We start from the raw sequence: 25,327 nt of genomic DNA, 5'->3' as shown, positions 1-25,327 counted from the left end.
GGCCATGGCGTCGCCGCTGGTCCGGGCCATCCCGCCGGCCGTGCTCGCGCTGATGCAGCAGGACCACGACGCGGATGAGCTTGAACAGCAGCTTGCCGCGTGTGCCGTGCAGGCGGAGCAACTGGGGAACGCGCGCTACTTCCAGGGCCGGCCACCGACACGTCAGGAGTGCGCAGAGGTGGTGGAGCAGGACCACTGCGGCAAGCCCGTGACGCGGGCCATGCAGTTGGGCAAGCAGAAGCACGTGCTTGCCCTCCAGTGCGCGGAGGCGGTGTTGAAGGAGTTGTGGCCCGCGCCCATCAGCATCGAGCAGCGCTACCGCTACTACCCGAACGCCCGGATGGTGGAGACGGTCAGCAAGAAGGAGGAAGCGCGGCTCATCGCCGAGGGCTGCACCGATGAACTGCGGGGAACAATCAAGCCGGGCCTTGTACTTCACGCGGACCGCAACCTGTTGAAGGCCGCGCTCACCCTGGACTTCAAGTTCCCATGTCCGGGCACCAATGAGCCACAATGGACTCGCCATGGGAAAAGCAGCCCGTACGCCGATCAAACCCAGCAGGGCATCTATGAGCAAGCGTTGGGTGGACGAGCACTTCTGATATCTCCACGCAAAGGTATGAGGGCAGCAGGGCAATGAATGACGGTTTTCCCCTCATCCGTCTTCGCGACCGAGGTGGCTGGCTCGTGGGCCGCGATGGCGTTGTCGTGTGCTTCTTCATCCACCGCGGCTACTCGGAGGTTGGCCCGTCGATCTGGCGGGCGATCGAGACCTACCGTCGTGCAATCCCGCCCGGCTCACTCAATTGGTACACGTCCGATGATGGCGACATGGTGCCGCTCGACGGCACAGGATGGGAGCACAACCGCGAGGAAGTCGCTGGACGCATGGGTGGTGGCGGCAGGACCGCGGAGCTGAGAGAAAGCCCCAGTGAGACCGGTGGCTATCAAGTCGAATACTACGGGCGCCGGCTCGACAGCCTTTTCCATGATGCCCCGGTCACCACATTGGCGTTCACGTTCCCCACGGAGTACCTCGTGGAGCAGGGTGTGGCCCGCCTCCAGTCCCTGGCACTTGAGCTGGCTCGTGAGCTGCCTTTCAACTTCGGCTACGCCAGCTTTGCCCTTGTCTCGACACAGGGTTCCTGGGCTGAGGGCGATTGGAACATCACCGAAGCGCTCCTCGCTCGTTACCCAGGCCTGGATGCACCTCATGCCAGGAGATTCAGCTCCGTCCTCGGAACCCGAGCCCTGGGCCCCTACTGGCTGACCTTCCTGGGTCAGCCCCTGCTGGGCCAGTTGGGTGGCATCGACGCACTCCGGAACGCGCTCCCCTTCCCGGAGGTCTCCGTGCTCCCCATGGATGGTGACCGCGTGCTCGTCACCCTGGACGAATGGCCAGACCCCATCGATACACAGACGAAGTCCGTCCCCCCTCAGTACCGCGCGCTGGCCCGGCTGATGGAGCCCTTCCTCTTCCAGTACGAAGGGGAGGACCTCCCCCTCGACAGGAGCGACACGAACCGGTGGATCCGCCGGTTCCTCTAGCCCTGCGGCCAGGGCGACAGCTTCTCCGCTTCGTACCGCTCCAGCAGCGCATGCGTCGCGCGCGCTGCTTCCTCCACCTCCACGCGCGACAGTCCCCCGGGCAGTGACGGAATCAGCGTCGGGAACGGCTGGTCGAAGACGAGCAGGTTCTCCATCTCCAGCGGATCCGTCTCCAGGTCGTACAGCTCCCACTGGTCCGCGTGCTCACCGGACGGGTCCCAGGTCCTCGACAGCTTCCAGCGCGGCGTGCGCACGCAGCGGACGTGGTTGGGCTGGCACACCGCTCCGGGCCTCAACCCTGGCACCTTGCCCTGCTCGCGCAGCCGCTCCACCGCTCGCGCGTACACGGAGAACAGCGCGTCGTCGTGCAACTGGTGCGGGTCTCCCGTGCGCGGCAGCGGCTCCGTGATCTCGTCGTCCGTCACGAAGAGCACGCCCTCTCGCGGCGTGCCGTTGGGCTCCAGTACCGTGGTGGACTCGCCCCTCGCCAGCGGGCTCAGGTCCGCTCCCACGAACGGGGGCACCGGGCGGTGCAGCCGCAGGTCCGTGCGGATCGCCGCCTGCTCCTCCCGGGTGACTCCCGCCAGTCCCAGCACCGTGGGCACGATGTCCACGTGGCTCGTCAGCGCGTCGATGTGCCGTGTCGCCCGGGCCTCCGGCAACTGCACCACCAGCGGCACGTGCAGCGCCTCCTGGTAGGCCGTGTGCCACTTCTCCATCAGGTAGCCGTGCGCCGCGCCGTACTCGCCGTGGTCGGAGAGGAACACCACCACCGTGTTGTCCCGCAGGCCCGTCTCGTCCAGCGTCCGCAACACCCTCGCGATGTGCCCGTCCACCAGGTGGATGAGCCACGCGTAGTACTGCTGGAAGCGCTCCGCCGCCTTCTGCGGGTCGTGCGTCAGCTGGAACGGGATGCCCGCGTTCAACGTCACCGTCACCGGGTCGATGTTCTCGTTCCCCTGGTGCAGCGTCAGCCCCGTCTTCGACGACAGCGCGAGCCCCATCTTGTACGCGTAGTCCCGCTGGCAGTGCGGCTTGTTCTCCAGCGTGTCGCGCAGGTTCGGCGGCACGTGCGCGTTCTCCTGCGGGAACCCCAGCGGATTCAGTGGCACCGTGAACGTCCCCGCCGTGGGCTGCACCGACCGCGCCCCTTGCGCCGGCACCGTCAGCGGCCCCAGCTTCGGCGCCCCCGGGTCCAGTTGCCTGGGCAGGATGGGATACGTCGCGATGTCGTGCGGGTTGGTGAACGACGCCACCGCCAGCCACGGCTGCGCGCTGCCGTCCGGCGCGGCGGCCCGGGGCGCGGCGTACGCCTGTTCCGCGAGCGCCCGGTTGTACGGCTCGCCCAGCGCCATGCGCCGCAGGAAGCCGCACGCCAGGTCCGCGAAGCCCTCGTCGCGGAACGCGCCCAGGTTGTTGATGGAGGCCCCGTGCGGCTCCGGATACGACAGCTCCCAGTCGTCAAAGCCATACCGCTTCAGGGAATGGTCCGGCGGATTGCTCACGTGCCACTTGCCGAAGTAGTGCGTGTGGTAGCCCGCCTTCTGGAACCAGTGCCCCAGCGTCGGAATCCCCTCCGCCGGCAGCCACGGGAAGGCCGCCGCGTCGCCGCTCTTGAACAGGCCGTCCGTCTGCGTGACGCCCGTGCGCGTGCCGTACTGCCCCGTGTAGATGGCCGCGCGGCTGGGGATGCACGCCGACGCCGCGATGGTGTGGTTGCGGAAGACCGCCGCGTTCTTCCGCAGCGCCGCGAAGCCGGGGAAGAACTTCCGGAACGGGTTGTCCTCCCCCCCCTCGTCCACGAAGCCCAGGATGTCCTTGATGCCCGGCAGGAAGCCGCCGTCGGGCCCATAGGCGAAGCGGGGGAACTGCAGCTGGTCGACCGTCAGGATGAGGATGTTGGGACGCGTGGACGAGGGCATGGCCCCGCCCTGAGCACGCGCCATACCAACGGCCCCTCCAGAGACAGCAGTCCCACCTGGCGCGTTCCGGCGGGACGCAGGCCGCGTCCCGCCCCGACGCGCTCAGCTCGGCGTGCGCGAGGACTCCGTCGGCGCCGCGGCCTGGGCCTCGGTGCGCCGCGGCAGCCAGACGTTGAAGGTGGAGCCCTGGCCCACCGTGCCGGTGGACTCCGCCCAGATGCGGCCGCCGTGCTGCTCCACGATGCCCTGGCTGATGGTGAGCCCCAGCCCCAGCCCGCCGTACTTGCTGCCGTGCGCGCGGCCGAAGCGCTCGAAGATGATGCGCTGCTTCTCCGTGGGGATGCCCACGCCCTGGTCCTTCACGGACAGGTGCACGCCGCTGTCGCCCTCGGCCACCAGGCGCACCAGCACCTGGCCACCCTCCGGCGAGTAGCGGATGGCGTTGGACAGCAGGTTCGTCAGCACCTGGTCCAACCGCCCCCGGTCCCACGTCCCCTCCAGGTGCTCGGGGACCTCCACCTTCAGCTCGTGCGTCTGCGACAGCACCGCCATGCGGTCGCGCGTCTCCAGCACCAGCTGGGACAAATCAAACGGCTCCAGCTCCAGCGACAGCCGGCCCGCCTGCAGGCGGCTGATGTCCAGCAGGTCCTCCACCAGCTTCGCCATGCGGTCGATCTGCCGGTTGATGATCTGCAGCGACTTGCCGGGGCCGGCCTCCGTCTGCCCGCCCAGCTTCAGGAGCGCCAGGTGCGCGTGGCCCTTCGCCGCGGCCAGCGGCGTGCGCAGCTCGTGGCTCGCCGCGGCGAGGAACGCGTCCTTCGCCTCGCTCGCCAGCCGCAGCGCCGTCTCCGCGCGCTGACGCTCCGTGATGTCGCGCGCCACGGAGATGAAGCGGCCGGGACCCTCCCCTTCCGCCACGTACTGGAGCACCACCTCCACCGGCACCTCCGTGCCGTCGCGGCGGCGGTGGTTGGTGGAGTAGGTCTGCGACGGCAGCGTGCCGGACATCAGCGGCGCCAGCAGCTTGCGGAAGCCCGTCTCGTCGAAGGCGCTCTCCACCTCCAGCACCGACAGGCCCACCAGCTCCTCCACCGACGAGGACAGCTGCTTGGCCGCGCCCGCGTTCGCGTACGCGAGCGTGAGCGTGTCCGGCGTGAACATCAGGACGCAGTCCAGCGTGGCGTCCAGCGTCGTCTTGAAGCGCGCCAGCACCTCCTCGGCGCGCCGCTTGTCGTCGATGTCCGTGGCGATGGCCAGCCAGCCCACCAGCTGCCCGTGCTCGTCGTGCTCCGGCACCGCGCGCGCCAGGTGCCAGCGGTAGACGCCGTCCTTGCGCCGCAGCCGGAACTCCTCCGTGCTGTTCTGCACCTGCACCACCGCGTCCGCCCACACCGTGCGCATCCGCTCGCGGTCCGCCGGGTGCACGTCCTGGAGGAAGGAGGAGAGCGACAGCTCATACCCCTCCTGGTGGCCGGTGTAGTCCCGCCAGGCCCGGTTGGCGTACGTCAGCGACCCGTCCGCGCGGGCCGCCCACATGGGCTCCGGCAGGGCCTCCGTGAGCCGGCGGTAGCGCAGCGCGCTCTGGCGCTCCAGGGCCTCGCGGTCGCGCTGGCGCAGGAGGGCCGCCTGGCGCTGGAGCTGCTGCTCCTTGAGGAACAGGTCCACGAAGACGCTGACCTTCGAGCGGAGGATTTCCGGGTCGAAGGGCTTGAGCAGGTAGTCCACCGCGCCGTGCGCGTAGCCCTTGAAGACATGCGCCGCGTCACGGCTGAGCGCGGTGAGGAAGATGATGGGGATGGTGCGCGTGCGCTCGCGCTGCTTGATGAGCGCCGCCGTCTGGAACCCGTCCAGGCCCGGCATCTGCACGTCCATCAGGATGACCGCGAAGTCGCGCTGCAACAGCTGCTTGAGCGCCTCCTCGCCGCTGGTCGCCTTCACCAGGTCCTGGCCCAGGGGCTCGAGGATGGCTTCCAGCGCCAGCAGGTTGGCCGGATGGTCGTCCACCATCAGGATGGCCGCGCGCGGCGACGCGGCGGCTTCCTGGGGGCGCTCCGGAGTGTGCTCTGTGGAGTTCATGTGCGCGGTGGGGGAGCGCGTGGGTCAGGGGACCCGAGACACGGCGGACAAGGCTAGGGCCGCCCCCTTCCAGACGGAAGTGCAAAGGGGGCGGGAGGATGGATCGTCCTCGTTGACTATCAAGCACTCACCCAGAGCCGGACCAGTTCCAACAGCTTGTCGGTGTCCACCGGCTTGGGCAGGTAATCGCTCGCTCCGGCCGCCATGCACTTCTCGCGGTCGTCCTTCAGCGCCTTCGCGGTGACGGCGATGATGGGCAGGCTGGCGTACTTGGCGTCCTTGCGGATGGCACGCATGGTTTCGTAGCCATCCATCTCCGGCATCATCACGTCCATCAACACGACGTCGACGTCGGGGTGCTGGCCGAGCATTTCGATGGCGGCCCGCCCGTTCTCCGCGAAGACGACCTGCATGCTGTGATTCTCCAGCACGCTGGTGAGCGCGAAGATGTTGCGCATGTCGTCATCCACCAGGAGGACCTTCTTGCCGGCCAGCGGTGCGTCCTGGTCGTTGCGCTGCGCCAGGGCCGCACGCGCGCGCGCCGGAAGATTCTCGTCCAGGCGGTGCAGGAAGAGCGCCGTGTCGCTGAGCAGTTGGTCCGGGCTCTTCGCGCCGCTCTTCAGGATGACGCTGCCGGTGTAGCGCCGCAGCCGGGCCTCGTCCTTGGGCGTCAGCTCGCGGCCGGTGTAGACGACGATGGGCAGGTCGCGGAAGCGCTGCTGCGTCTTCACCTCCTCCACCAGCTTGATGCCGTCCATGTCGGGCAACAGGAGGTCGATGACGAGGCAGTCGTACTCGTTCTCCTCCAGCTTCTGGAGGGCCTCCTGGCCGGACGCCACCGCGGTGACGACGACGTCGCCGCCGTCGCTGAGCAGCTGGGTGAGGCTGCTGCGCTGCACGTCGTCGTCCTCGATGACGAGCAGGCGGCGCTCGCGGCGCTCCAGGAAGCGCGACAGCTGACCGAAGACGCGCTCCAGGCCCTCCTTGCTGACGGGCTTGGTGAGGTAGCCGAACGCGCCCTGGGTGTTGCCCAGGTGCTTGTCCATCACGCTGATGATGTGGACGGGGATGTGGCGCGTGCGCGGGTTGCGCTTGAGGCGGTCCAGCACGCTCCAGCCGTCCACCACGGGCAGCTGGATGTCCAGGGTGATGGCGTCCGGCTGGTACTCGTGCGCCATGGACAGGCCGCTGTCGCCGCGCGTGGCGACCAGGGCCTTGAAGCCCTTCTCGCGCGCCATCTGCACCATGATGCGGGCGAACTTCAGGTCGTCCTCGATGATGAGCAGGGTGCGGTCACCCTCGCGGATGAGGTCGCGGTCGTCCTCCACCACGACGGGCGTGTGCGACCCCTCCACCGGCGGGGGCAGCGCGGCGTCCAGCACGTGGGCCTGCGGCTCCGACACCAGCGGTGCCGACGCGAGGGGCGGCGGCGTGGCGGTTCCGGAGGAGACCGGGGTGACGAACGCCTCGGGCAGGCCTCCCAGCGCGCGGCCCGCCGGGTCACTGCCCTGCGCGCCCTCCTCGTCCGCGCCCTGGTACTCCGGCGGCAGGTAGAGGGTGAAGGTGCTGCCCTTGCCCGGCTCGCTCTCCAGGCGGATTTCGCCGCCCAGCAGCTTGGCGATTTCCCGGCTGATGGACAGGCCCAGGCCGGTGCCGCCGTACTTGCGCGCGGTGGAGCCGTCCGCCTGCTGGAACGCCTCGAAGATGATGCGCTGCTTGTCCTTGGCGATGCCGATGCCGGTGTCCTTCACGGCGAAGGCCAGCACGTGGCGCGAGCGGCGCAGCGCCTCGTGGTCGAAGCGCATGCCCTTGTCCGCCAGGCGCACGGTGAGCTTCACGCCGCCCTCGTCGGTGAACTTGAAGGCGTTGGAGAGCAGGTTCTTGAGCACCTGCTGCAGCCGCTGCGGGTCCGTGCGCACGTGGCGCGGCGTGCCCGCGAGCACCTCCACCTGGAAGGAGAGGCCCTTCTGGTCCGCCACCGGGCGGAAGCTGCGGTCGATGAACTGGTTGAGCTCCGTGAGGACGATGTCCCGGGGCTCCACCTGCATCTTGCCTGCCTCCACCTTGGACAGGTCGAGGATCTCGTTGATGAGGCTGAGCAGGTCCCCGCCGGACGCGTAGATGGTGTTGGCGTACTCCACCTGCTTGTTGGACAGGTTCCCGTCCTTGTTGTCGGACAGGAGCTTCGCGAGGATGAGCAGCGAGTTGAGCGGCGTGCGCAGCTCGTGGCTCATGTTGGCCAGGAACTCGCTCTTGTACTTGGAGATGATGGTGAGCTGCTCCGCCTTCTCCTCCAGGCTGACGCGCGCCAGCTCCACCTCGCGGTTCTTCTCCTCCACGCGGGTGTTCTGGTCCGCCAGCTCCTTCGCCTTGTCCTCCAGCTCGATGTTGGTGCGCTTGAGCTCGTCCTGCTGCTGGGTCAGCTCGCGCGACTGGCTCTGGAGCTCCTGGGTCAGGCGCTGCGACTCGGAGAGCAGCGTCTCCGTGCGCATGTTCGCCATGATCATGTTGAGCACCACGCCGATGCTCTCCGTCAGCTGGTCCAGGAAGATCTGGTGGATGGCGCTGAACGGGTGGAACGAGGCCAGCTCGATGACGGCCTTCACCTCGCCCTCGAAGAGGACGGGCAGGACGATGATGTTGAGCGGCGCGGACTCACCCAGCCCGGAGGAGATGGTGATGTAGTCCGACGGCACGCGCGTCAGCAGGATGGTCTTCTTCTCCAGCGCGCACTGGCCGACCAGGCCCTCGCCCAGGCGGAAGCGGTTCGCCAGGTGCTTGCGCTCCCGGTACGCGTAGGTGCTGGTGAGCTTGAGGGACGGGATGCCACCCTCGGGGTCGGAGAGGAAGAAGGCGCCGTGGTGCGCGGACACCAGCGGGGTCAGCTCGCTCATGATGAGGCGGCTGACGGCATCCAGGGACTTCTGGCCCTGCATCATGCCGCTGAACTTCGCCAGGTTCGTCTTGAGCCAGTCCTGCTCCTGGTTCTTCTGCGTGGTCTCACGCAGGTTGACGATCATCTGGTTGATGTTGTCCTTCAGCGCCGCGACCTCGCCCTCGGCGACGACCGTGATGCTGCGGGTCAGGTCGCCCTTGGTCACGGCGGTGGCCACGTCGGAGATGGCGCGCAGCTGGCTGGTGAGCGTACCGGCCAGCTGGTTCACGTTATCCGTCAGCTGCCGCCACGTGCCGCGCGCACCGGGCACGCGGGCCTGGCCGCCCAGCTTTCCTTCGATACCCACCTCGCGGGCCACCGTGGAGACCTGCTCCGCGAAGGTGCCCAGCGTGTCGGTCATGTTGTTGATGGTGTCCGCGAGCGCCGCCACCTCGCCCTTCGCGTCCACGATGAGCTTCTGGGTCAGGTCGCCGTTGGCCACCGCCGTCACCACGCGCACGATGCCGCGCACCTGGGTGGTGAGGTTGGAGGCCATGAAGTTCACGTTGTCCGTGAGGTCCTTCCACGTGCCGGCCACACCGGGCACGCGGGCCTGGCCGCCCAGCTTCCCTTCCACGCCCACCTCGCGGGCCACCGTGGAGACCTGCTCCGCGAAGATGCCCAGCGTGTCGGTCATGTTGTTGATGGTCTCCGCCAGGGCGGCCACTTCGCCCTTCGCGTCCACCACCAGCTTCTGCTTGAGGTCGCCGTTGGCGACCGCGGTCACCACCTTCACGATGCCGCGCACCTGCGTCGTGAGGTTGCGGGCCATGAAGTTCACGTTGTCCGTGAGGTCCTTCCACGTGCCGGACACGCCCTTCACTTCCGCCTGACCGCCCAGCTTTCCTTCCGCGCCCACTTCGCGCGCCACGCGGGTCACTTCCGAAGCGAAGCTGTTGAGCTGGTCCACCATCGTGTTGATGGTGTTCTTCAGCTCCAGGATTTCGCCCTTCGCGTCGACGGTGATCTTCTTGGACAGGTCGCCGTTCGCGACGGCCGTCGTCACCAGCGCGATGTTGCGCACCTGGCTGGTGAGGTTGGACGCCATGCTGTTCACGTTGTCCGTGAGGTCCTTCCACGTACCGGCGACGCCCGGCACCGCGGCCTGACCACCCAGCTTGCCGTCCGTACCCACTTCCTTCGCGACGCGGGTCACTTCGGAAGCGAAGGCGCGGAGCTGGTCCACCATCGTGTTGATGGTGCTCTTGAGCTCCAGGATTTCGCCCCTCGCCTCCACGGAGATCTTCTGCGACAGGTCGCCGTAGGCCACCGCCGTGGTCACCTTGGCGATGTTTCGCACCTGGTCCGTGAGGTTCGCGGCGAGGACGTTCACGTTGTCCGTGAGGTCCTTCCACACGCCCGCGACGCCGGGCACCGCGGCCTGACCGCCCAGCTTGCCCTCCGTACCCACTTCCTTGCCGACGCGCGTGACTTCCGAAGCGAACGCGCGGAGCTGGTCCACCATCGTGTTGATGGTGTTCTTCAGCTCCAGCACCTCGCCCTTCACGCTCACGGTGATCTTCTGGGACAGGTCGCCGTTGGCCACCGCCGTGGTCACCTTGGCGATGTTTCGCACCTGGTCCGTGAGGTTGCCGGCGAGGACGTTCACGTTGTCCGTGAGGTCCTTCCACACGCCGGACACGCCCTTCACGTCCGCCTGACCGCCCAGCCTGCCTTCCGTACCGACTTCCTTCGCGACGCGCGTCACTTCCGCGGCGAACGCGCGGAGCTGGTCCACCATCGTGTTGATGGTGCTCTTGAGCTCCAGCACCTCGCCCTTCGCGTCCACGGTGATCTTCTTGGACAGGTCGCCATTCGCGACCGCCGTCGTGACCTCCGCGATGTTGCGCACCTGGGCCGTGAGGTTGTTGGCCAGCAGGTTCACGTTGTTCGTGAGGTCCTTCCACGTACCGGCCACACCCGGCACTTCCGCCTGGGCGCCCAGCTTGCCCTCCACGCCCACCGTGCGCGCGACGTCCGTCACCTGCTGCGCGAAGACGGACAGCGTCTGCGTCATCGCGTTGATGGTGTCCGCGAGCGCGGCGATCTCACCCTTGGCCTCCATCACCAGCTTCTGGGACAGGTCGCCGTCGGCCACCGCCGTCACCACCTTGACGATGCCGCGCACCTGGGTGGTGAGGTTGAAGGCCATGCTGTTCACGTTGTCCGTGAGGTCCTTCCACACGCCGGACACGCCCTTCACGTCGGCCTGGCCGCCCAGCTTGCCGTCCGTGCCCACTTCCTTCGCGACGCGCGTCACTTCCGAGGCGAACGCGCGGAGCTGGTCCACCATCGTGTTGATGGTGCTCTTGAGCTCCAGCACCTCGCCCTTCGCGTCGACGGTGATCTTGCGGGACAGGTCACCCTTCGCGACCGCCGTCGTCACCTCGGCGATGTTACGGACTTGATCCGTCAGGTTGTTCGCCAGGAGGTTCACGTTGTTCGTGAGGTCCTTCCAGGTGCCCGCGACGCCCGGCACCACGGCCTGGGCGCCCAGCTTGCCTTCCACGCCCACCGTGCGCGCGACGTCCGTCACCTGCTGCGCGAAGATGGACAGCGTCTGGGTCATCGCGTTGATGGTGTCCGCGAGTTCCGCCACCTCGCCCTTGGCCTCCATCTTCAGGCGCTGGGTGAGGTCGCCGTTGGCGACCGCGGTCACGACCTTGGCGATGCCTCGCACCTGCGTGGTGAGGTTGGACGCCATGAAGTTCACGTTGTCCGTGAGGTCCTTCCACGTACCGGACACGCCCTTCACTTCCGCCTGACCGCCCAGCTTGCCGTGCGTGCCCACCTCGCGAGCGACGCGGGTCACTTCCGAGGCGAAGCTGTTGAGCTGATCCACCATCGTGTTGATGGTGTTCTTCAGCTCCAGGATTTCGCCGCGAGCATCGACGGTGATCTTCTTGGACAGGTCACCGGTGGCCACCGCCGTCGTCACCAGGGCGATGTTGCGCACCTGGGTGGTGAGGTTGGAGGCCATGCTGTTCACGTTGTCCGTGAGGTCCTTCCACGTGCCGCCCACACCGGGCACCGCGGCCTGACCGCCCAGCTTGCCGTCCGTACCCACTTCCTTCGCGACGCGGGTCACTTCGGCGGCGAACGCGCGGAGCTGGTCCACCATCGTGTTGATGGTGCTCTTGAGCTCCAGCACCTCGCCCTTCACGTCCACGGTGATCTTCCGCGACAGGTCGCCGTTGGCGACGGCGGTGGAGACCTCCGCGATGTTGCGCACCTGGCTGGTGAGGTTGGACGCCATCAGGTTCACGTTGTCCGTGAGGTCCTTCCACGTCCCCGCGGCGCCGGGCACCTGGGCCTGGGCGCCCAGCTTGCCCTCGACGCCCACCGTGCGCGCGACGCTGGTCACCTGCTGCGCGAACACGTTGAGCGTGTCCGTCATGTTGTTCAGCGTGGCGCCCAGCGCGGCGATCTCACCCTGCGACGGCACCATCAGCTTCTGGGTGAGGTCGCCGTTGGCGACCGCCGTCACCACCTTCACGATGCCGCGCACCTGCGTCGTGAGGTTGGACGCCATGAAGTTCACGTTGTCCGTGAGGTCCTTCCACGTGCCGGACACGCCGGACACCGCGGCCTGACCGCCCAGCTTTCCTTCCGTACCCACCTCGCGCGCGACGCGCGTCACTTCGGAGGCGAAGCTGTTGAGCTGATCCACCATCGTGTTGATGGTGCTCTTGAGCTCCAGAACCTCGCCCTTCACGTCCACCGTGATCTTGCGGGACAGGTCGCCGCGGGCCACCGCCGTGGTCACTTCCGCGATGTTTCGCACCTGCGCGGTGAGGTTGCCGGCGAGGACGTTCACGTTGTCCGTGAGGTCCTTCCACACGCCGGACACGCCCTTCACGTCGGCCTGGCCACCCAGCTTGCCTTCGGTGCCGACCTCCTTCGCGACGCGCGTCACTTCGGCGGCGAAGCTGTTGAGCTGATCCACCATCGCGTTCACGGTGGTGCCGATGCGGAGGAACTCGCCCTTCACGGGCTGGCCGTCGATCTCCAGCGCCATCTTCTGGGTGAGGTCGCCTTCGGCCACCGCCACCAGCACGCGCGCGACTTCCGTCGTGGGCTGCACCAGGTCGCCGATGAGGGCGTTGATGGACTGGACGCTGGTGGCCCAGTCGCCGCGCACGTCGCCGAGCGTCACGCGCTCACCCATGCGGCCCTCGCGGCCGACGACGCGCTCCACGCGGACGATTTCGTGGGTGAGCGTGGAGTTGAGCGTCACCACCGCGTTGAACGCGCGGGCGATCTCATCCATCACCACGTCCTGCGCGCCGGACGGCAGCCGCACGGAGAAGTCACCGCCCTGCACGGCCCGGAGCGCCGCCAGCAGTTGCTGGAGCGGAGGCGGACCGCCGGGGCGCAGACCGTCATCCGTGGCCTGACGGGTGTTGCCGTTGCGGCCGCGCGCGGGAGCACGGCGGCCAGGCGCGGGCTCGGCGCGGGAAGCCTCCACGTTGCTCAGCCGGTTGGCCGCCACGTTGGCGGAAGACCGGCCGCCTGGAAGGTCAGCGTCCTGACTTGCTGCGGTCCCTGCCGTCTTGCGCCCGTTGGCGCGCTTGCGGGGAGCGGAGGAGCTGGAAACCTTGGTGTCGTCCACGTGTGAAACCCCTGATCGGCGAAAGCGTTGCGGCTGGTACGGCGAAACCGGTCCGCGATCCCAGGAACGTCCAATGAGTTCGCGGGTTTGTCGAATGTAAAGCCGGGGTGGAACGGGCCTTTGTGTCGGGCACTGAACGCAGCGCCCGCACGTGAGACCCACCATCCCCGGAAGCCCCGGGTCTGACCGACGAGCCAGGAGCGGAACCACCCTTTAACAGTTTCAGGGGGGCGAAGCCGTGCACGGGAAGCCGTCGCACCCCTGCACATACAGCGCCCGGTCCGAGAGCCTGCGGGCAGGCGCGCGGGTGCGCGCGGGCACCGCTTCATGCGCGCCGGTGCGGACGTTGAAGCGCAGTGAGGCCGGTCCGGGTGCGTCTGGAGACGCGGGATCGCCACAGGCCAGCAGGACCTGATCCGCGTCGTCCAGCCACCACAGGAACTCCACGGCGCAGGGCGCTTCCGCGCGCACGAGCTCCAGGGTGCGTGCGTCGTAGACGATGACGCCGCCGCCCCACTCCACCGCGGCCAGGACTCCGCCGGGGCCGACGGACAGCCGGCCTCCGGAGCCCGGCACCTGCGCCTGGCCCAGCACCTTGCCGTCCGGCGCGACGGAGACGAGCTGCCCGTTCGCGTCCAGCGCGAGGACCCCGCCCGCGTGGCCGATCAGCCACTCCGGCGGAGCGATGTCGCCCACGGGCTGGAGCGCGCCGTCGCGTTCGCGCAGCAGGCGGCCTCCGGTGGCGACCCACAGGCGGCGCTCGCCGTCGAAGGTGAGCGCGGTGGCGCCGGGGACCTCCAGGCGCGCGTGCGAGCCGTCCTCGCCACAGACCGCGACGACGCGGGGTCCGAACACCGCCGCGCGCGAAGCATCCGGCGCCACGGCCCAGCCCAGCCGCGTGGCCCCCGAGAGCTGCCGCGCCAGACAGTCATTGAGCGCGCCCAGGTGCGCGTCTCCCGCGGGTGAGGCGATGAGGTACGGGAGGCTGGTGGTGGCGACGTAGAGGAGCATGCCCAGGCACGCCGCGATGACGAGCGTGAGGGTCCAGGCGCGTGCGCTCGCGCTTCGCGTCTGTCGCGCGCTCTTGCGGCCCGCCGCCAGCTGCACCTCCCGTCCGCTCACACACGCTCCCTTCCAGAACGGGAGGACAGCACAGAACAGGAGCGCGTGCGTGCAAGCCCTGCCCCGCGTGCTTTGTCCCATGAACGACCTGCGAGCTGGCGGCCTGCCATGTGCCGGCTTCTTTCAACGGGTTGCCCTGTCCGCTGAAGCACACACCTTTACGCCACCAACGACGGGAAAGGGTTCCTTCACATGCGACGCTCCATCAGCACCGCGGCACTGGCCTTCAGCTTCCTGCTCTCCACCAGCGCGTTCGCTCAGCAGGTAGGCGACGGGTCGAGCCCCGGCACGACGCCCGGCTCCACGGGTGGCTCTCCGGAGATGATCAACAACGGGCAGACCGGCACGGCCGGCTCCACCGGCACGTTCTCTCCGGGCTCCACCAACTCCACGGGCGTGCAGACGGGCAACACCGCCACCGGCACGGGCGGATCTGGCTCCGGCACGACCACCACTCCGGGCACTACCGGCACCGGCACCACCGGCGGCAGCACTTCCGGCACGGGCGGCACCGGGACCAGCGGCATCGGCACCGGCAGCGGCACCACCGGGTCCAGCTCGGACACCTTCGGCACCGGCAGCACGTCGCCCTCCACGGGCACGAGCACCGGCACCTACGGTGGCTCCGGCAGCGGCACGGACACCAGCATCGGTGGCTCCGGCACCAACACGGGCAGCAGCATCGGTGGCTCCGGCACCAGCACGGGCACCACCGGCGGTAGCAGCGCCGGCAGCACCGGCACCATCGGTGGCTCCGGCAGCGGCACCACCGGCGCCACCTCGCCCGGCACCGAGAGCAACGGCTCGACGGTCATCGACCCGGGCGGCTCCACCACGGGCGGCACCGGCACCAGCGGCGCGACCGGCACGGGCGGCGTCGGCGGCTCCGGCACCAGCGGCTCCGGGGGCACCATCGGCGGCGTGGGCGGCACCGGCACCGGCGGCTCCAATGGCTCGGCCGGCGGCAGCATCGGCGGCCAGTAGCCTTTCAATCGCAGTCACTGAATGACGGTACGGCCGCCAGCCCTTCGCTGGCGGCCGCCGCCATGTCTGGCTTTACTTCGCTGCATCCAGCGCGGCCATGGCCCGGCCCACGTACTCCATGAGCTTCGGGTCGCGGCCCTGACGCTGGGCCACCTGCGGCTCCTGCTGGTGCAGCGTCTGGAGCGACTTCTCGATGCCGGGATTTCCGCCCGTGAAGGCGCGGACCAGCTCGCGCCAGCGCGTGGCCAGGGCTCGCACCGGCTCGGAGGCGGGGTCGGCGCCCTGCTCCATCTGCTCTCGCATGCTGGCGATGAGGCGGGGCCACTCGGCCTCCACCTGCTGGATGGCGTCGTCACCCATCGCCTGGCGACGGGCCTCCAGCTCCTTCAACTGCTCCGGGGTGTAGTACTTCTCGAACATGGTCATGGCCTCGATGGTCTGTAGGAAGTCGTCGGCGGAGACGGGCTCCGCCGCGCGCAGCTGTCGTGCGAGGGAATCCAGGCGGTCGCAGAGCTGACGCTGTTCCGCCAGCTGCTCCCGGGCCCGCTGGAGCCGCAGCTCCACCACGCGCAGGGCGGAGAAGTCCGCCCGGCCCAGCGTCTCGGCGATCTCCTCCAGCGAGAACCCGAGCTGCTTGAGCGACAGGATGTGACTCAGGCGGGCGATGTCCGCCGCCGTATAGAGCCGGTGCCCCGACGCCGTGTGCGCCGAGGGCTTGAGCAAGCCAATCTCGTCGTAGTGGTGCAGCGCGCGGATGGACAGCCCCGTGCGCCGGGCCAGCTCCCCTACCTTCAGCTCCGTGTGCTGCATGCCTCACCCCTTTCCAGTCACCGTCCTTCGCGTGACTGGATGAGCTGGGTACAACCTCACGTCGCGTGAGGTTCAAGGGGGAAAACACCCGGCCCTTTCAGGGGGTGGCCAACCGACGACAGGAGTTGCTAGGGTCTTCGTACGGTCCGGCGATGAGCGCCGCTGACCGCGAACCCTTGAGGAGACCTGTCCTGATGACTCCGCCCCTTGTCGTCGTCGCGGCCCAGTCCGCCACGCGGGCGCTCATCCGCTGAGCCGGTCGCAGCACCGTCGTCCGTCGCAGCGCGAGCCCCGCTTCCTTCCAGCCCGGCGCCCCGGAGTCCTCCTCCGTGCGGCCCTGGCCTCGCTCTGCCCGGAGTTCCCCAAGTGTCACTTGAAACCCTCGGCTGGGGTCCCGACCTCGACCTCGCGCTGTCCTCATTCGTTTCGCAGACGTCTTCTTCCCTCTCCCTCGTCCCCGGGCGCGTCGTGCGCCAGCAGCGGGGACTGCTCACCGTCCAGACCGCGGGCCCGGCCTTCCTCGCGCGCGCGGCCGGACGCCTCCTGCATCAGGCCCACGGCGCGGAGGCCCTGCCCACCGTGGGCGACTGGGTCCTGCTGCAACCGCCCGCGTCCGGTGACGGCGAGGCGCTGATGCACGCGGTGCTGCCCCGCCGCAGCGTCCTCAAGCGGCGCGAGGCGGGCAGCGAACACGACACCCAGCTCATCGCCGCCAACGTGGACGTGGTGTTCCTCGTCACCGGCCTGGACGGCAACTTCAACCCGCGCCGCATCGAGCGCGCCCTCACCGTGGCCTGGAACAGCGGTGCCACCCCCGTCGTGCTCCTGAGCAAGGCGGACCTCGCGGACGACGCCGCCGAGCGCGTCCGGGAGGTGGAGGCGCTGGCCCCTGGCGTGGACGTGCTCGCGGTGAGCGCGCACACGGGCCTGGGCGTGGAGGACGTGCGCGCGCGGCTTCCGGCCGGAAGGACGGGCGTGCTGCTGGGCTCGTCCGGCGTGGGCAAGTCCACGCTCACCAACCGGCTGCTGGACGCCGCGCGGCTCGTCACCCAGCCCGTGAGCGCGGAGGGCGACAGGGGCCGGCACACCACCACGCACCGGGAGCTGTTCGTGCTGGAGCACGGCGGCCTCGTCATCGACGGGCCCGGCATGCGCGAGCTGGGCCTGTGGGGCGACGATGACGAGGGGCTGGCCCACGCCTTCGCGGACGTGCTCGCGCTGGCCACCGGCTGCCGCTTCAACGACTGCGGCCACCAGAACGAGCCGGGGTGCGCGGTGAGGGCCGCGGTGGAGGACGGCACGCTCTCGGACGAGCGGCGCGCGAGCTTCGACAAGCTCCAGCGCGAACAGGCCTTCCATCACCGCCAGACGGACGCCGCCGCGCAGCGGGAGCACAAGCGGACGGAGCGCAATCGCTCCAACGCGGGCTGGGCGCGGATGCGCCACAAGCGGCACGGCGAATAGACAGACATCCCGGGCGCGGCGCGGAAGAGGATTCCCGCGCCGCGTCCCCGGGTGTGTTTCAGAGGCCGGGGCTCGTCTCCGGCACCGAGCCGGGCGGCGGCAGCGGCGGCGGGGTCGGGGTCTCCGGCACGGGGACCTCGCCCTCCTCCGGCAGGTTCGCGTCGCCCGGGACGCGGACCGGTGACTCCGGTCCCCGGCCCGGACCGACGTCCTGGTACTCCGACGCGCAGGAGTAGGCCACGGTGCGTGAGCCCACCAGGGCCGCGGGCACCAGCATGCCAATCGCGGCGCAGTTGCCGCGCTCCTCGTCGGTCCGGTTGCTGCCGGCACACACCGCGGAGCCCACCAGCGCGCCCGCGACGATGAGTCCCGCCTGGATGAAGAAGTCCCCGGGGGTCACCCGGCTCTGCGCCCACGCGATGCCGTTCTTGCACTCGCTGCCGGGGGGCTGGGACACGGGCACCAGGCCCGCCACCGTGAACCACTGCCGGTCCTCGTGGACCTTGGGCTCCGGCCGCAGGTTCGTGACGATGTTCGTCCGAAAACAGCCCGTCTGCCCCAGCATCAGCGCCGCCATCGCTGCCGCCACCGCGTGTGCCTTCCGCATCAGTGCCCCGCTCCCGGAGAGTGACCGCGCGCACCGGCGGTCAGGCCCCCGTGCCTAGCCCGAAGGCAGGGGTCACCGGAAGAGGGGTGACCCCCGGCGGACGCCGGTCAGTAGATGACGTAGGCGGCTGTCCCGCTGCAGCGCGTGTTCTGGAAGCAGCCGACGCGGACCTGATACTTCACGGACGGGGCCACCACGTTCATCTGGTAGACGATGCGCGACAGCGAGCCGCAGGTCCCGAAGGCGTCGTCGTTCTCCGCCACCACCGTCCCCGATGCGTCGTGCAACCGCATGAGGGTGTCACCCGTGGCGTTGGCGCACTCCACGCCGCAGGTGCCCACGTCGAGAACCTGGCCTGGGGTCAGCGTCACGTTCAGGTTGGCGGTCTTGCGCGTGCCGCTGCTGGTGTTGACGAGGTTGAAGGGCAGCGTGCCCCGCTTGAGGTTCGCGTTCAGGGTGACCTTCACGTCCACCGTGGCGCTGCAGCTATCGGTGTAGTCGCAGCCAGCGCGGAGGGTGTACGTGCCCGCCGCCCCCGTGCGGAGCTTGAAGCCGCAGCCGTCGAAGCTGGAGGCGACCTCGTTGCCCTGCGCATCCTCGAGGCGCAGCTTGGGGTAGCCCGTGGCGGGGAAGTCCGGCAGACCGCAGGCGTTCGCCTGGATGACGTCGCCCACGCCGAGCGTGTACGTCCGGTCCACGGTGTTCTGAGTGGCGTCGTAGGTGTCGCTCGTCGTGTAGCCGAACGCGCTGGCCGGACGCACCGGCGCTGGAGGCATCCCGGTGCACAGCCGCGTGCTGTTGTTCTGGAGCTCCGTGCACACGCCCTTGAGCGCCGGGTAGACGTACGTGCTCTCGGAGCCGGTGCAGCCCGTCTCGGGGCACACGTTCACCACGTTGCAGCCGCCGTTGTCGACGTAGTCCACCCCGTAGCCCCGCACGAGGATGCCCGCGAGCGTGTGCTGGGCTGTCTCGTACACCGCCGCGCCCGACGTGCCGGGGAACGTGTCCGAGTTGGACACGAAGTAATCCAGCGTGCCCGAGCGCGCGTCGCGCACCGAGCCGCCGGTGTCGATCTTGATGGGGGTGCCGCTGCTGCCGCCGACGACGGCCACGTTCTGAACGGCGCCCAAAGCCGTATTGCCCATGCGCACGGGCGCCGGGGTGAAGCGCGGCGTGGCCGCCCGGTCCAGGCGCACGACGGCGTAGTCCAGGTTCTGCCCGTTCACCGTGCCCAGTTGGCGCGCCACGATGGCGCCGCAGGTGAAGACGTCCTGCGAAGTCACCGGATGCAGCACGCCCTCACCGGTCCGGTGGAAGTTGAAGACGAAGTACGTATCAGCGCACTCCGCCGCGTTGCCCACGCAGTGGCCCGCGGTGAGCACCAGGTCGTCGTCGATGAGCGTGCCGGAGCAGAAGGCCGCACGGGGGTCGCTCCAGAAGCGCTCGGTGGAGCAGAGGTTGAGGCCGGCGCCCAGGGTCGGGCCGGGAAAGGTGACGTGGTTCGGGTCCGTCAGGTCGATGAACCCCGGGTGCACCAGCGCCACCGCGGCCTGCTGGGCCCTCGCGCGCAGCGTGGCGTCCGGGTGGGCATGGACGTCCATCCGGTTGTCCGTGCCGTAGACCACCGCGTGCTGCTGCTGCGCGAGGGTTTCATCCGACGGGCCACAGCCCACCGCGAGCGCGAGCGCGCCCATCACCTGAAACCCAGACTTGAAATGCTTCATGGAAGGGATGCCTTTGTTTGGGGGAAACAAGCAGCCCTACCGTGCCAGACTCGCCAAACCCTACTAACCCACCAATCCCGCGCACCTCAAGATAATCAACGGCGGCGCTTCACCGGGACGGGCAGGTTTTCAAAAGCCGTCTCCACCATGCCTCGGAGGCTGGCCTCGTCCATGCCCGACTTGCCCACGGCCTCCAGCCCCCGCTGGACCGCGAGCAGCATGGCGCCCAGCTTCCGGGGGTCCGCGTGGGCCGCGAGGTCCCCGTGCGCCTGGGCCTGCTCCAGACAGCGCACGAACGCGGCCTCCAGCCCCCGGAAGGTGTCCAGCGCCCGGTCCGCCACCTGCGCGTCCTGCGACGCCAGCTCCGCGGTGCCGCGCCCCAGCAGGCACCCACGCCGGTTCGCGGGCGCCGCCGAGGAGGTGGCCACCCCCAGCAGGTGCTGACGCAGCCGCTCCAGCGCTCCGGCGTCCGGCCCCTCCAGCATCTTCCGCACCGACTCCACGGAGCTCACGCAGTACGCGTCGAACACCTTCAGGAAGAGCTGATGCTTGTCGCCAAAGGCCCCGTACAGGCTGCCCTTGCCCAGCCCGGTCGCCTGCATCAGGTCGTCCATGGACGTCGCCGCGTAGCCCTTGTTCCAGAACTGGTCGCGCACCGCGCGCAGCACCTGCGCTTCATCGAATGTCCGAGGCCGAGCCATGCCCTGAAAATAAAAGTTATTGACCGACCGGTCCACCAATCTTAGATATGGACCATCTAGTCCATAACTCCTCGCTGGCGCGGGGACGGGACAAGGAGCGGGACCATGGGCAGGCTCGACGGCAAGGTGGCGGTCATCACGGGAGGAACCACGGGCATCGGCTTCGCGTCGGCGAAGCGGTTCGCGCAGGAGGGGGCGAAGGTGTTCCTCACCGGCCGCCGGCAGGCGGAGGTGGACCGGGCGGTGAAGGAGATTGGCCACGGCGCGGTGGGCGTGCGCGGGGACGTGTCCGTGATGGCGGACCTGGACGGGCTCTACGCCCGGGTGAAGGCGGAGGCGGGGCACATCGACGTGGTGTTCGCCAACGCGGGCGGCGGCGAGTTCGCGGCGCTGGGCTCCATCACGGAGGCGCACTTCGACCAGACGTTCAACGTCAACGTGAAGGGCATGCTGTTCACGGTGCAGAAGGCGCTGCCGCTCCTGAAGGACGGCGGCTCCGTCATCCTGACGGGCTCCACGGCGGGCTCGGACGGCTCGGCGGCGTTCAGCGTCTACGCGGCGACCAAGGCGGCCGTCCGCTCGTTCGCTCGCACCTGGGCCACGGACCTGAAGGGGCGGCGCATCCGGGTGAACACCCTCAGCCCGGGCCCCATCGACACGCCGGGACTCAACGGGCTGGTGGCCGACGCGGCGGGGGCGAAGCAGATCAAGGACTACCTCACCAGCCTCATCCCGCTGGGCCGCATGGGGCAGCCGGACGAGGTGGCGAAGGCGGCGCTGTTCCTCGCGTCGGACGACAGCAGCTTCGTCAACGGCGCGGAGCTCTTCGTGGACGGCGGCGCGGGACAGGTCTGAAGCGGTACGGCGCCTCAGTCCTCCTTGCCGTCCGGGTTGGACGCGGCCAGCTTGCGCAGCTTCGCGGCGAAGGGGCTCTCGCCGTTCACCGGCAGCGGGCCGCCGGCCATGCGCTGGCGCCGGTCCATGGCGAGGGGGCCCTCGGGAGGGCCTTCCAGGGCTTCCTTCTCGAAGCGGTCCTGGCCGCCCAGCACCCGCCCCACGGGACGGGAACCACCGACGCGACGAAACGGATCCACGGACATGGTGCCGACCTCCGGATGACGCCCCTGTTCTACCGCGCTTCGTCCCCCGGTGCATCCCACCCCCGGGGGTCCTCCAGCGCGCCGCCGATGTGCCTCAGCACCCGCGCGGCCAGGTCCACGTCGATGAGGCGCGCGTCCCAGGTGCAGGTGAGCGTCATGGCCTTGCCCGGCACCAGCGCCCCGTCCTCCACCACGGGCACGTCCCGCACCAGGCCCGGGGCCAGCAAGAGCGGCACGCGCGTGTAGGGCACCATCGCGACGAAGCCCCGCTCCAGCCCCAGCGAGCCCAGGTTCGTCACCGCCACGGAGCCGAACGGGTCGAACGGCATGCCCACGCGGCGCAGGTCCACGTTCAGGCCGTACCAGACAAAGGACAACAGCCGCAGCGCGGGGCCCATCAGCCAGCCGGGCAGGAGCGACGAGCGGCGCTTGCCGCGTTCAATCTCCACGTCCTCGCGCGCGCGGACCCGCGACACGCGCGACTCCATGGCGTCCGCCAGGGCCTCCAGCGACTTCTGGTCCGCGCGGTGCACGGTGGCGGTGGTGAGGTCCACGCGCGACGCGCCGCTGGCTGGCTGCACCACCAGCACGCAGACGCCCACGTCCTCGCGCAGCCACGGACGCTGGCCGCGCAGCACGACGTTGGCCTCCGGGTAGCGGCGCAGCGCGTCCGCCGCGGCCTTCGCCACCAGGTGCGTCACCGTCAGCCGGCGGCCGGTGCGCGTGCGGTGCGAGGCCATGAACGCGAGCGCCGGCTCCATGCGGACCTCCAGCGCCGCGTAGGCGGTGGGGTCGCGGGGCGCGCGCCACGTCCCCAGCGCGAGCTTGCGCAGGGCACTGACGGGGGGCGCGGGGTGGAGGTCCAGGTTCACGGAAAGGTTCCCAAGCCTTTGCACGGCGGGAGGACCGCGCGCAACGGGGGGCGGCTCCTGTTAGACATTGGGCCCATGAACACCCTCGCCCTGGTCCTGTCCCTGGCCCTGCAGGCCGCGCCGCCAGAGAAGCCCCTCCCCAAGCCCGCCGCTCAGGCCGCGCAGAAGAAGGCCCCGGCCGCGCCCACGGAGGACGTCGCCGCCGCCACCCAGGCGTGGCAGGCGGAGCGGCTGCAACGCCTGACGTCACCGGACGGCTGGCTGACGCTGGTGGGGCTCACCTGGTTGAAGGAAGGCGAGCAGAAGGCAGGCAGCGCGCCCGACAGCGCGGTGCCGCTGCCCGCGCCGGTGCCGGCCCAGGCGGGCACGTTCGTGCGCCAGGGTGACACCGTGCGCTTCCAGCCCGCGGCGGGCGTGGCCTTCACGCTGGAGGGCAAGCCCTTCACGGGGGGCGTGCTGAAGACAGACGAGAAGGGCGCACCGGACGTGCTGCGGCTGGGGAGCGTGAGCTTCCAGGTCATCCGCCGGGGGGACCGGCTGGGCGTGCGGGTGAAGGACTCGGAGGCCGCGGCGCGCAAGCAGTTCCACGGCATCCCGCTGTACCCGGCCAGCGCGGACTGGAAGGTGGAGGCGCGGCTGGTGCCGGATGAGAAGCCGCGCATGATCAGCGTGCCCACGGTGCTGGGCTTCGCGGAGGAGATGAAGTCCGCGGGCACGCTCGTCTTCACGGTGGCGGGCAAGGAGTACCGCCTCACGCCCGTGGGGGAAGAGGGAGACGGAGAGCTGTTCATCGTCTTCGGCGACGAGACGAACCGCGACACGACCTACGGCGCCGGCCGCTTCCTCGAGGCGCCGCTGCCGGACAAGGAGGGGCGCGTGGTGCTGGACTTCAACCGCGCCTACAACCCGCCGTGCGCCTTCTCGCGTTTCGCCACCTGCCCGCTGCCCCCGCGCGGCAACCGCCTGGCCCTGCGCGTGGAGGCCGGCGAGAAGCGCGCGGGCGATCACTGACGAGTCGTCTGGGAATGCCACCGTCGTGACACCCATCCCTCCGTTCGAACTCGCGGTCCTCACCGCCTCCGCCATTGCGTCCAGCGCGTCCTTGATGGACCGGCTGGTGCTCAAGGGAGGAAACGCGCTGCAGCTGATCCACAAACTGGGGGCCCGCGCCTCCATGGACCTGGACTACTCGATGGAAGGAGACGTCGAGGACGCGGACGCGCTGGGGCGTGAGCTGGAGGCCGCGTTGTCGTCGCGATTCTCCGCTGCCGGGTATGCACTCATCGACTTCCGCTTCGGGCCCAAGCCTTCGACCTCCGGCCCTGGGGTGAACTGGGGTGGCTACCACGCGGAGTTCAAGGTCCTGACGCTCGTGGCCATGAAACGGCTGGAGGAGGAACTGCGTCGGCGTGAGGCCAGGAAGGGAGCGGTCCCCAACGCGGATCAGGTTCAGGAACTGCATCGACGAAGCGCGCCGAAGCGGACCATCGACATCAGCAAGTTCGAGTTCTGCCAGGGCAAGGCCGAGGCCACGCTCGTCAATGGTCAGCGCTGTTTCGTGTACACGCCCGCGATGATCGCCGCCGAGAAGCTCCGAGCCCTCTGCCAGCAGATGGATGAGTACGAACAGCGAAAGAACCCCGCCAGCCGCGCCCGGGATTTCTATGACCTGCATGCCTGCATCCGCTACGCACGCGTGGACCTGACCGCACACCGCGCGCTGATGGAGGGCATCTTCGCGTCCAAGGATGTGCCACTCGTACTCCTGCGGCTCCTTCCGGAGGAGCGCCACCGGGAGTTCCATCGTCGGAGCTGGTCCGCCGTGGAGGCAGCGGTCACGGGCGAGGTGCTGGAGCCCTTCGACTTCTATTTCAATTTCGTCTGCGCGGAGGTCGCGCGGCTACAAGCCGCGGGGGTGGTGTAGCCGCCAGCCCGCGTCGTACACGAGGTCCTTGAGCCCATAGGCCAGGTAGAAATCGTGGTGCAGCCCCAGCTTCTTCAAGGGGGCCAGGGCCTCCGCGCTGAAGCCCGCCCGCTCCATGTAGAAGCCCAGCGCCTGGTGATAGGGATAGACGTAGCTCAGCTGGCCAAGCGTCTGGAGCAGCTTTCCTACGTCTACCTTCTCCTGCTCGTACGCACGACGGAAGGCGCCCAGGACCTCCTCGACACCACCCGCGTAGTTGGGACGGACCGTCAGGTCGATCAGCGTCCGCTCAACGTTCGTGGCGGGCAGGAACTCTCCCTCTGGGGTCGGGACGTCCTCCACGCCCAACGCCCCCGTGTTCTTTCCGCTAAGCAGGACCGCCCGGTAGATGTCGAAGTGGAACACGTAGGTCGAGGCGCGCTGCCGCCCCTTGAAGGCACGGTCGATGGCCTCCTGGGTGAGTGCCCCCCTGGGAGGGGGCTTCGGACTCTGCTCCTTGTTGACGTAGATGACCTTGGCGAACTGATCAGTCAGTCCGTGCAGGCGTGCCGCGGTCCCATGCGAGAGATAGGCGGCCGGACGCAACGTAAGGGCTACGGCCTGTGGAGACGCCTGCTCCCACACGTAGCGCGTCACCACCTCCCCCGTATCCGAGGACAGGCGCACCACGGAGAGCTGCTTCGAGTCCTGGAGGAACTGGATGAAGCCGGTCAGCCCTACTGAAGCAGGGAGCTGCCAGGCTTCGCGGTGCCGCTTGAGCATCGCCGTCAGCGCCGGACGCGAGTAGACGCGGCCAGGTTCAGCCTGAAAGGCCTGGGCAACCGCGCTAGCGGCAAGCTGGAGTCTTGAGCGTCGGGGCATAAGGGCGGAGTGCCCAGGTATATATACCTGGGCACTCCGCCTTAAATAAATATTGGGACCACAAA

18 protein-coding genes are annotated in these 25,327 nt (G+C 69.2%); 7 read left to right on the top strand and 11 right to left on the bottom strand.

Translation table 11 applies throughout. From position 1 onward, the window contains the following. Positions 1 to 4: 4 nt before the first annotated feature. Together JYK02_RS25680 and JYK02_RS25675 are read left to right on the top strand one after the other, a co-directional pair. Positions 5 to 640, top strand: a complete 636-nt coding sequence (locus JYK02_RS25680; RefSeq protein ID WP_242588890.1) for a hypothetical protein — start codon at positions 5 to 7, stop codon at positions 638 to 640. After that, positions 637 to 1,548 carry a DUF3396 domain-containing protein gene (locus JYK02_RS25675; RefSeq protein WP_347402574.1) on the top strand — a complete coding sequence of 304 codons (912 nt, stop codon included), beginning with the start codon at positions 637 to 639 and terminating at the stop codon, positions 1,546 to 1,548. The genes JYK02_RS25680 and JYK02_RS25675 overlap by 4 nt, the downstream gene beginning before the upstream one ends. On the opposite strand, the gene JYK02_RS25670 is transcribed toward JYK02_RS25675, so the two are convergent. The 4 genes from JYK02_RS25670 to JYK02_RS25655 form a co-directional block, all read right to left on the bottom strand. Next, positions 1,545 to 3,470: a sulfatase-like hydrolase/transferase gene (locus JYK02_RS25670; protein WP_207054801.1), complete on the bottom strand. Its 1,926-nt coding sequence runs from the start codon at positions 3,468 to 3,470 to the stop codon at positions 1,545 to 1,547. The genes JYK02_RS25675 and JYK02_RS25670 overlap by 4 nt on opposite strands. Before the next feature lie 102 nt (positions 3,471 to 3,572). Further along, on the bottom strand, positions 3,573 to 5,546 hold the full coding sequence (locus JYK02_RS25665) for a hybrid sensor histidine kinase/response regulator (RefSeq protein WP_207054799.1): 1,974 nt from the start codon (positions 5,544 to 5,546) through the stop codon (positions 3,573 to 3,575). A 119-nt stretch (positions 5,547 to 5,665) separates the two neighbouring features. Beyond that, a complete protein-coding gene (locus tag JYK02_RS25660) occupies positions 5,666 to 13,093 on the bottom strand; it encodes a HAMP domain-containing protein (protein ID WP_207054798.1) in 7,428 nt (2,475 codons plus the stop codon). A 222-nt stretch (positions 13,094 to 13,315) separates the two neighbouring features. After that, the gene (locus tag JYK02_RS25655; RefSeq protein ID WP_207054797.1) at positions 13,316 to 14,215 is read right to left on the bottom strand and encodes a hypothetical protein; all 900 of its coding nucleotides are present in this window, start codon (positions 14,213 to 14,215) and stop codon (positions 13,316 to 13,318) included. A gap of 192 nt (positions 14,216 to 14,407) precedes the next feature. Between JYK02_RS25655 and JYK02_RS25650 the strand changes: the two genes are divergently transcribed. Continuing rightward, on the top strand, positions 14,408 to 15,199 hold the full coding sequence (locus JYK02_RS25650; protein WP_207054796.1) for a hypothetical protein: 792 nt from the start codon (positions 14,408 to 14,410) through the stop codon (positions 15,197 to 15,199). Positions 15,200 to 15,271: 72 nt separating this feature from the next. Here JYK02_RS25650 and JYK02_RS25645 read toward each other — a convergent pair whose 3' ends face one another. Continuing rightward, positions 15,272 to 16,009: a MerR family transcriptional regulator gene (locus JYK02_RS25645; protein ID WP_207054795.1), complete on the bottom strand. Its 738-nt coding sequence runs from the start codon at positions 16,007 to 16,009 to the stop codon at positions 15,272 to 15,274. A 366-nt stretch (positions 16,010 to 16,375) separates the two neighbouring features. Between JYK02_RS25645 and rsgA the strand changes: the two genes are divergently transcribed. Continuing rightward, entirely contained in the window at positions 16,376 to 17,473 is a 1,098-nt protein-coding gene (rsgA, locus tag JYK02_RS25640; RefSeq protein ID WP_207054794.1) for a ribosome small subunit-dependent GTPase A, read from the top strand. Between the two features lie 58 nt (positions 17,474 to 17,531). Here the strand turns inward: rsgA and JYK02_RS25635 are convergent, their stop codons facing one another. From JYK02_RS25635 to JYK02_RS25625, 3 genes are all read right to left on the bottom strand, one after another. Then, on the bottom strand, positions 17,532 to 18,080 hold the full coding sequence (locus JYK02_RS25635) for a hypothetical protein (protein ID WP_207054793.1): 549 nt from the start codon (positions 18,078 to 18,080) through the stop codon (positions 17,532 to 17,534). Between the two features lie 107 nt (positions 18,081 to 18,187). Then, entirely contained in the window at positions 18,188 to 19,804 is a 1,617-nt protein-coding gene (locus tag JYK02_RS25630) for a trypsin-like serine peptidase (RefSeq protein WP_207054791.1), read from the bottom strand. Positions 19,805 to 19,899: 95 nt separating this feature from the next. Continuing rightward, entirely contained in the window at positions 19,900 to 20,505 is a 606-nt protein-coding gene (locus JYK02_RS25625; protein WP_242588889.1) for a TetR/AcrR family transcriptional regulator, read from the bottom strand. Between the two features lie 105 nt (positions 20,506 to 20,610). On the opposite strand from JYK02_RS25625, the gene JYK02_RS25620 reads away from it, so the two are divergent. Continuing rightward, positions 20,611 to 21,360: an SDR family oxidoreductase gene (locus tag JYK02_RS25620; protein WP_207054788.1), complete on the top strand. Its 750-nt coding sequence runs from the start codon at positions 20,611 to 20,613 to the stop codon at positions 21,358 to 21,360. 14 nt (positions 21,361 to 21,374) lie between these two features. On the opposite strand, the gene JYK02_RS25615 is transcribed toward JYK02_RS25620, so the two are convergent. Together JYK02_RS25615 and JYK02_RS25610 are read right to left on the bottom strand one after the other, a co-directional pair. After that, the gene (locus JYK02_RS25615) at positions 21,375 to 21,605 is read right to left on the bottom strand and encodes a hypothetical protein (protein WP_014400104.1); all 231 of its coding nucleotides are present in this window, start codon (positions 21,603 to 21,605) and stop codon (positions 21,375 to 21,377) included. A 29-nt stretch (positions 21,606 to 21,634) separates the two neighbouring features. Further along, positions 21,635 to 22,477, bottom strand: coding sequence for a 2-oxo acid dehydrogenase subunit E2 (locus tag JYK02_RS25610; RefSeq protein ID WP_207054786.1), 843 nt, complete (start codon positions 22,475 to 22,477; stop codon positions 21,635 to 21,637). A gap of 75 nt (positions 22,478 to 22,552) precedes the next feature. On the opposite strand from JYK02_RS25610, the gene JYK02_RS25605 reads away from it, so the two are divergent. Together JYK02_RS25605 and JYK02_RS25600 are read left to right on the top strand one after the other, a co-directional pair. Continuing rightward, positions 22,553 to 23,488, top strand: coding sequence for a DUF1684 domain-containing protein (locus JYK02_RS25605; RefSeq protein ID WP_207054784.1), 936 nt, complete (start codon positions 22,553 to 22,555; stop codon positions 23,486 to 23,488). Between the two features lie 25 nt (positions 23,489 to 23,513). Beyond that, positions 23,514 to 24,401 carry a nucleotidyl transferase AbiEii/AbiGii toxin family protein gene (locus tag JYK02_RS25600; RefSeq protein WP_207054782.1) on the top strand — a complete coding sequence of 296 codons (888 nt, stop codon included), beginning with the start codon at positions 23,514 to 23,516 and terminating at the stop codon, positions 24,399 to 24,401. Here the strand turns inward: JYK02_RS25600 and JYK02_RS25595 are convergent. Next, on the bottom strand, positions 24,378 to 25,163 hold the full coding sequence (locus tag JYK02_RS25595; protein WP_207054780.1) for a type IV toxin-antitoxin system AbiEi family antitoxin domain-containing protein: 786 nt from the start codon (positions 25,161 to 25,163) through the stop codon (positions 24,378 to 24,380). The genes JYK02_RS25600 and JYK02_RS25595 overlap by 24 nt on opposite strands. Between the last annotated feature and the right edge of the window lie 164 nt (positions 25,164 to 25,327).

Source organism: Corallococcus macrosporus (assembly GCF_017302985.1).
In the GTDB taxonomy this organism is placed as follows: domain Bacteria; phylum Myxococcota; class Myxococcia; order Myxococcales; family Myxococcaceae; genus Corallococcus; species Corallococcus macrosporus_A.
The sequence above is the reverse complement of the archived record's forward strand: the minus strand, read 5'-3'. Positions and strand labels throughout refer to the sequence as shown.

Coding starts and splice junctions, on each gene's coding strand:
- JYK02_RS25665 (WP_207054799.1), bottom strand. CDS start 5,546: ATGAACTCCACAGAGCACACTCCGGAGCGCCCCCAGGAAGCCGCCGCG.
- JYK02_RS25635 (WP_207054793.1), bottom strand. CDS start 18,080: ATGCGGAAGGCACACGCGGTGGCGGCAGCGATGGCGGCGCTGATGCTG.
- JYK02_RS25650 (WP_207054796.1), top strand. CDS start 14,408: ATGCGACGCTCCATCAGCACCGCGGCACTGGCCTTCAGCTTCCTGCTC.
- JYK02_RS25675 (WP_347402574.1), top strand. CDS start 637: ATGAATGACGGTTTTCCCCTCATCCGTCTTCGCGACCGAGGTGGCTGG.
- JYK02_RS25645 (WP_207054795.1), bottom strand. CDS start 16,009: ATGCAGCACACGGAGCTGAAGGTAGGGGAGCTGGCCCGGCGCACGGGG.
- JYK02_RS25615 (WP_014400104.1), bottom strand. CDS start 21,605: ATGTCCGTGGATCCGTTTCGTCGCGTCGGTGGTTCCCGTCCCGTGGGG.
- JYK02_RS25620 (WP_207054788.1), top strand. CDS start 20,611: ATGGGCAGGCTCGACGGCAAGGTGGCGGTCATCACGGGAGGAACCACG.
- JYK02_RS25595 (WP_207054780.1), bottom strand. CDS start 25,163: ATGCTCAAGCGGCACCGCGAAGCCTGGCAGCTCCCTGCTTCAGTAGGG.
- JYK02_RS25680 (WP_242588890.1), top strand. CDS start 5: ATGGCGTCGCCGCTGGTCCGGGCCATCCCGCCGGCCGTGCTCGCGCTG.
- JYK02_RS25630 (WP_207054791.1), bottom strand. CDS start 19,804: ATGAAGCATTTCAAGTCTGGGTTTCAGGTGATGGGCGCGCTCGCGCTC.
- JYK02_RS25670 (WP_207054801.1), bottom strand. CDS start 3,470: ATGCCCTCGTCCACGCGTCCCAACATCCTCATCCTGACGGTCGACCAG.
- JYK02_RS25625 (WP_242588889.1), bottom strand. CDS start 20,505: ATGGCTCGGCCTCGGACATTCGATGAAGCGCAGGTGCTGCGCGCGGTG.
- JYK02_RS25605 (WP_207054784.1), top strand. CDS start 22,553: ATGAACACCCTCGCCCTGGTCCTGTCCCTGGCCCTGCAGGCCGCGCCG.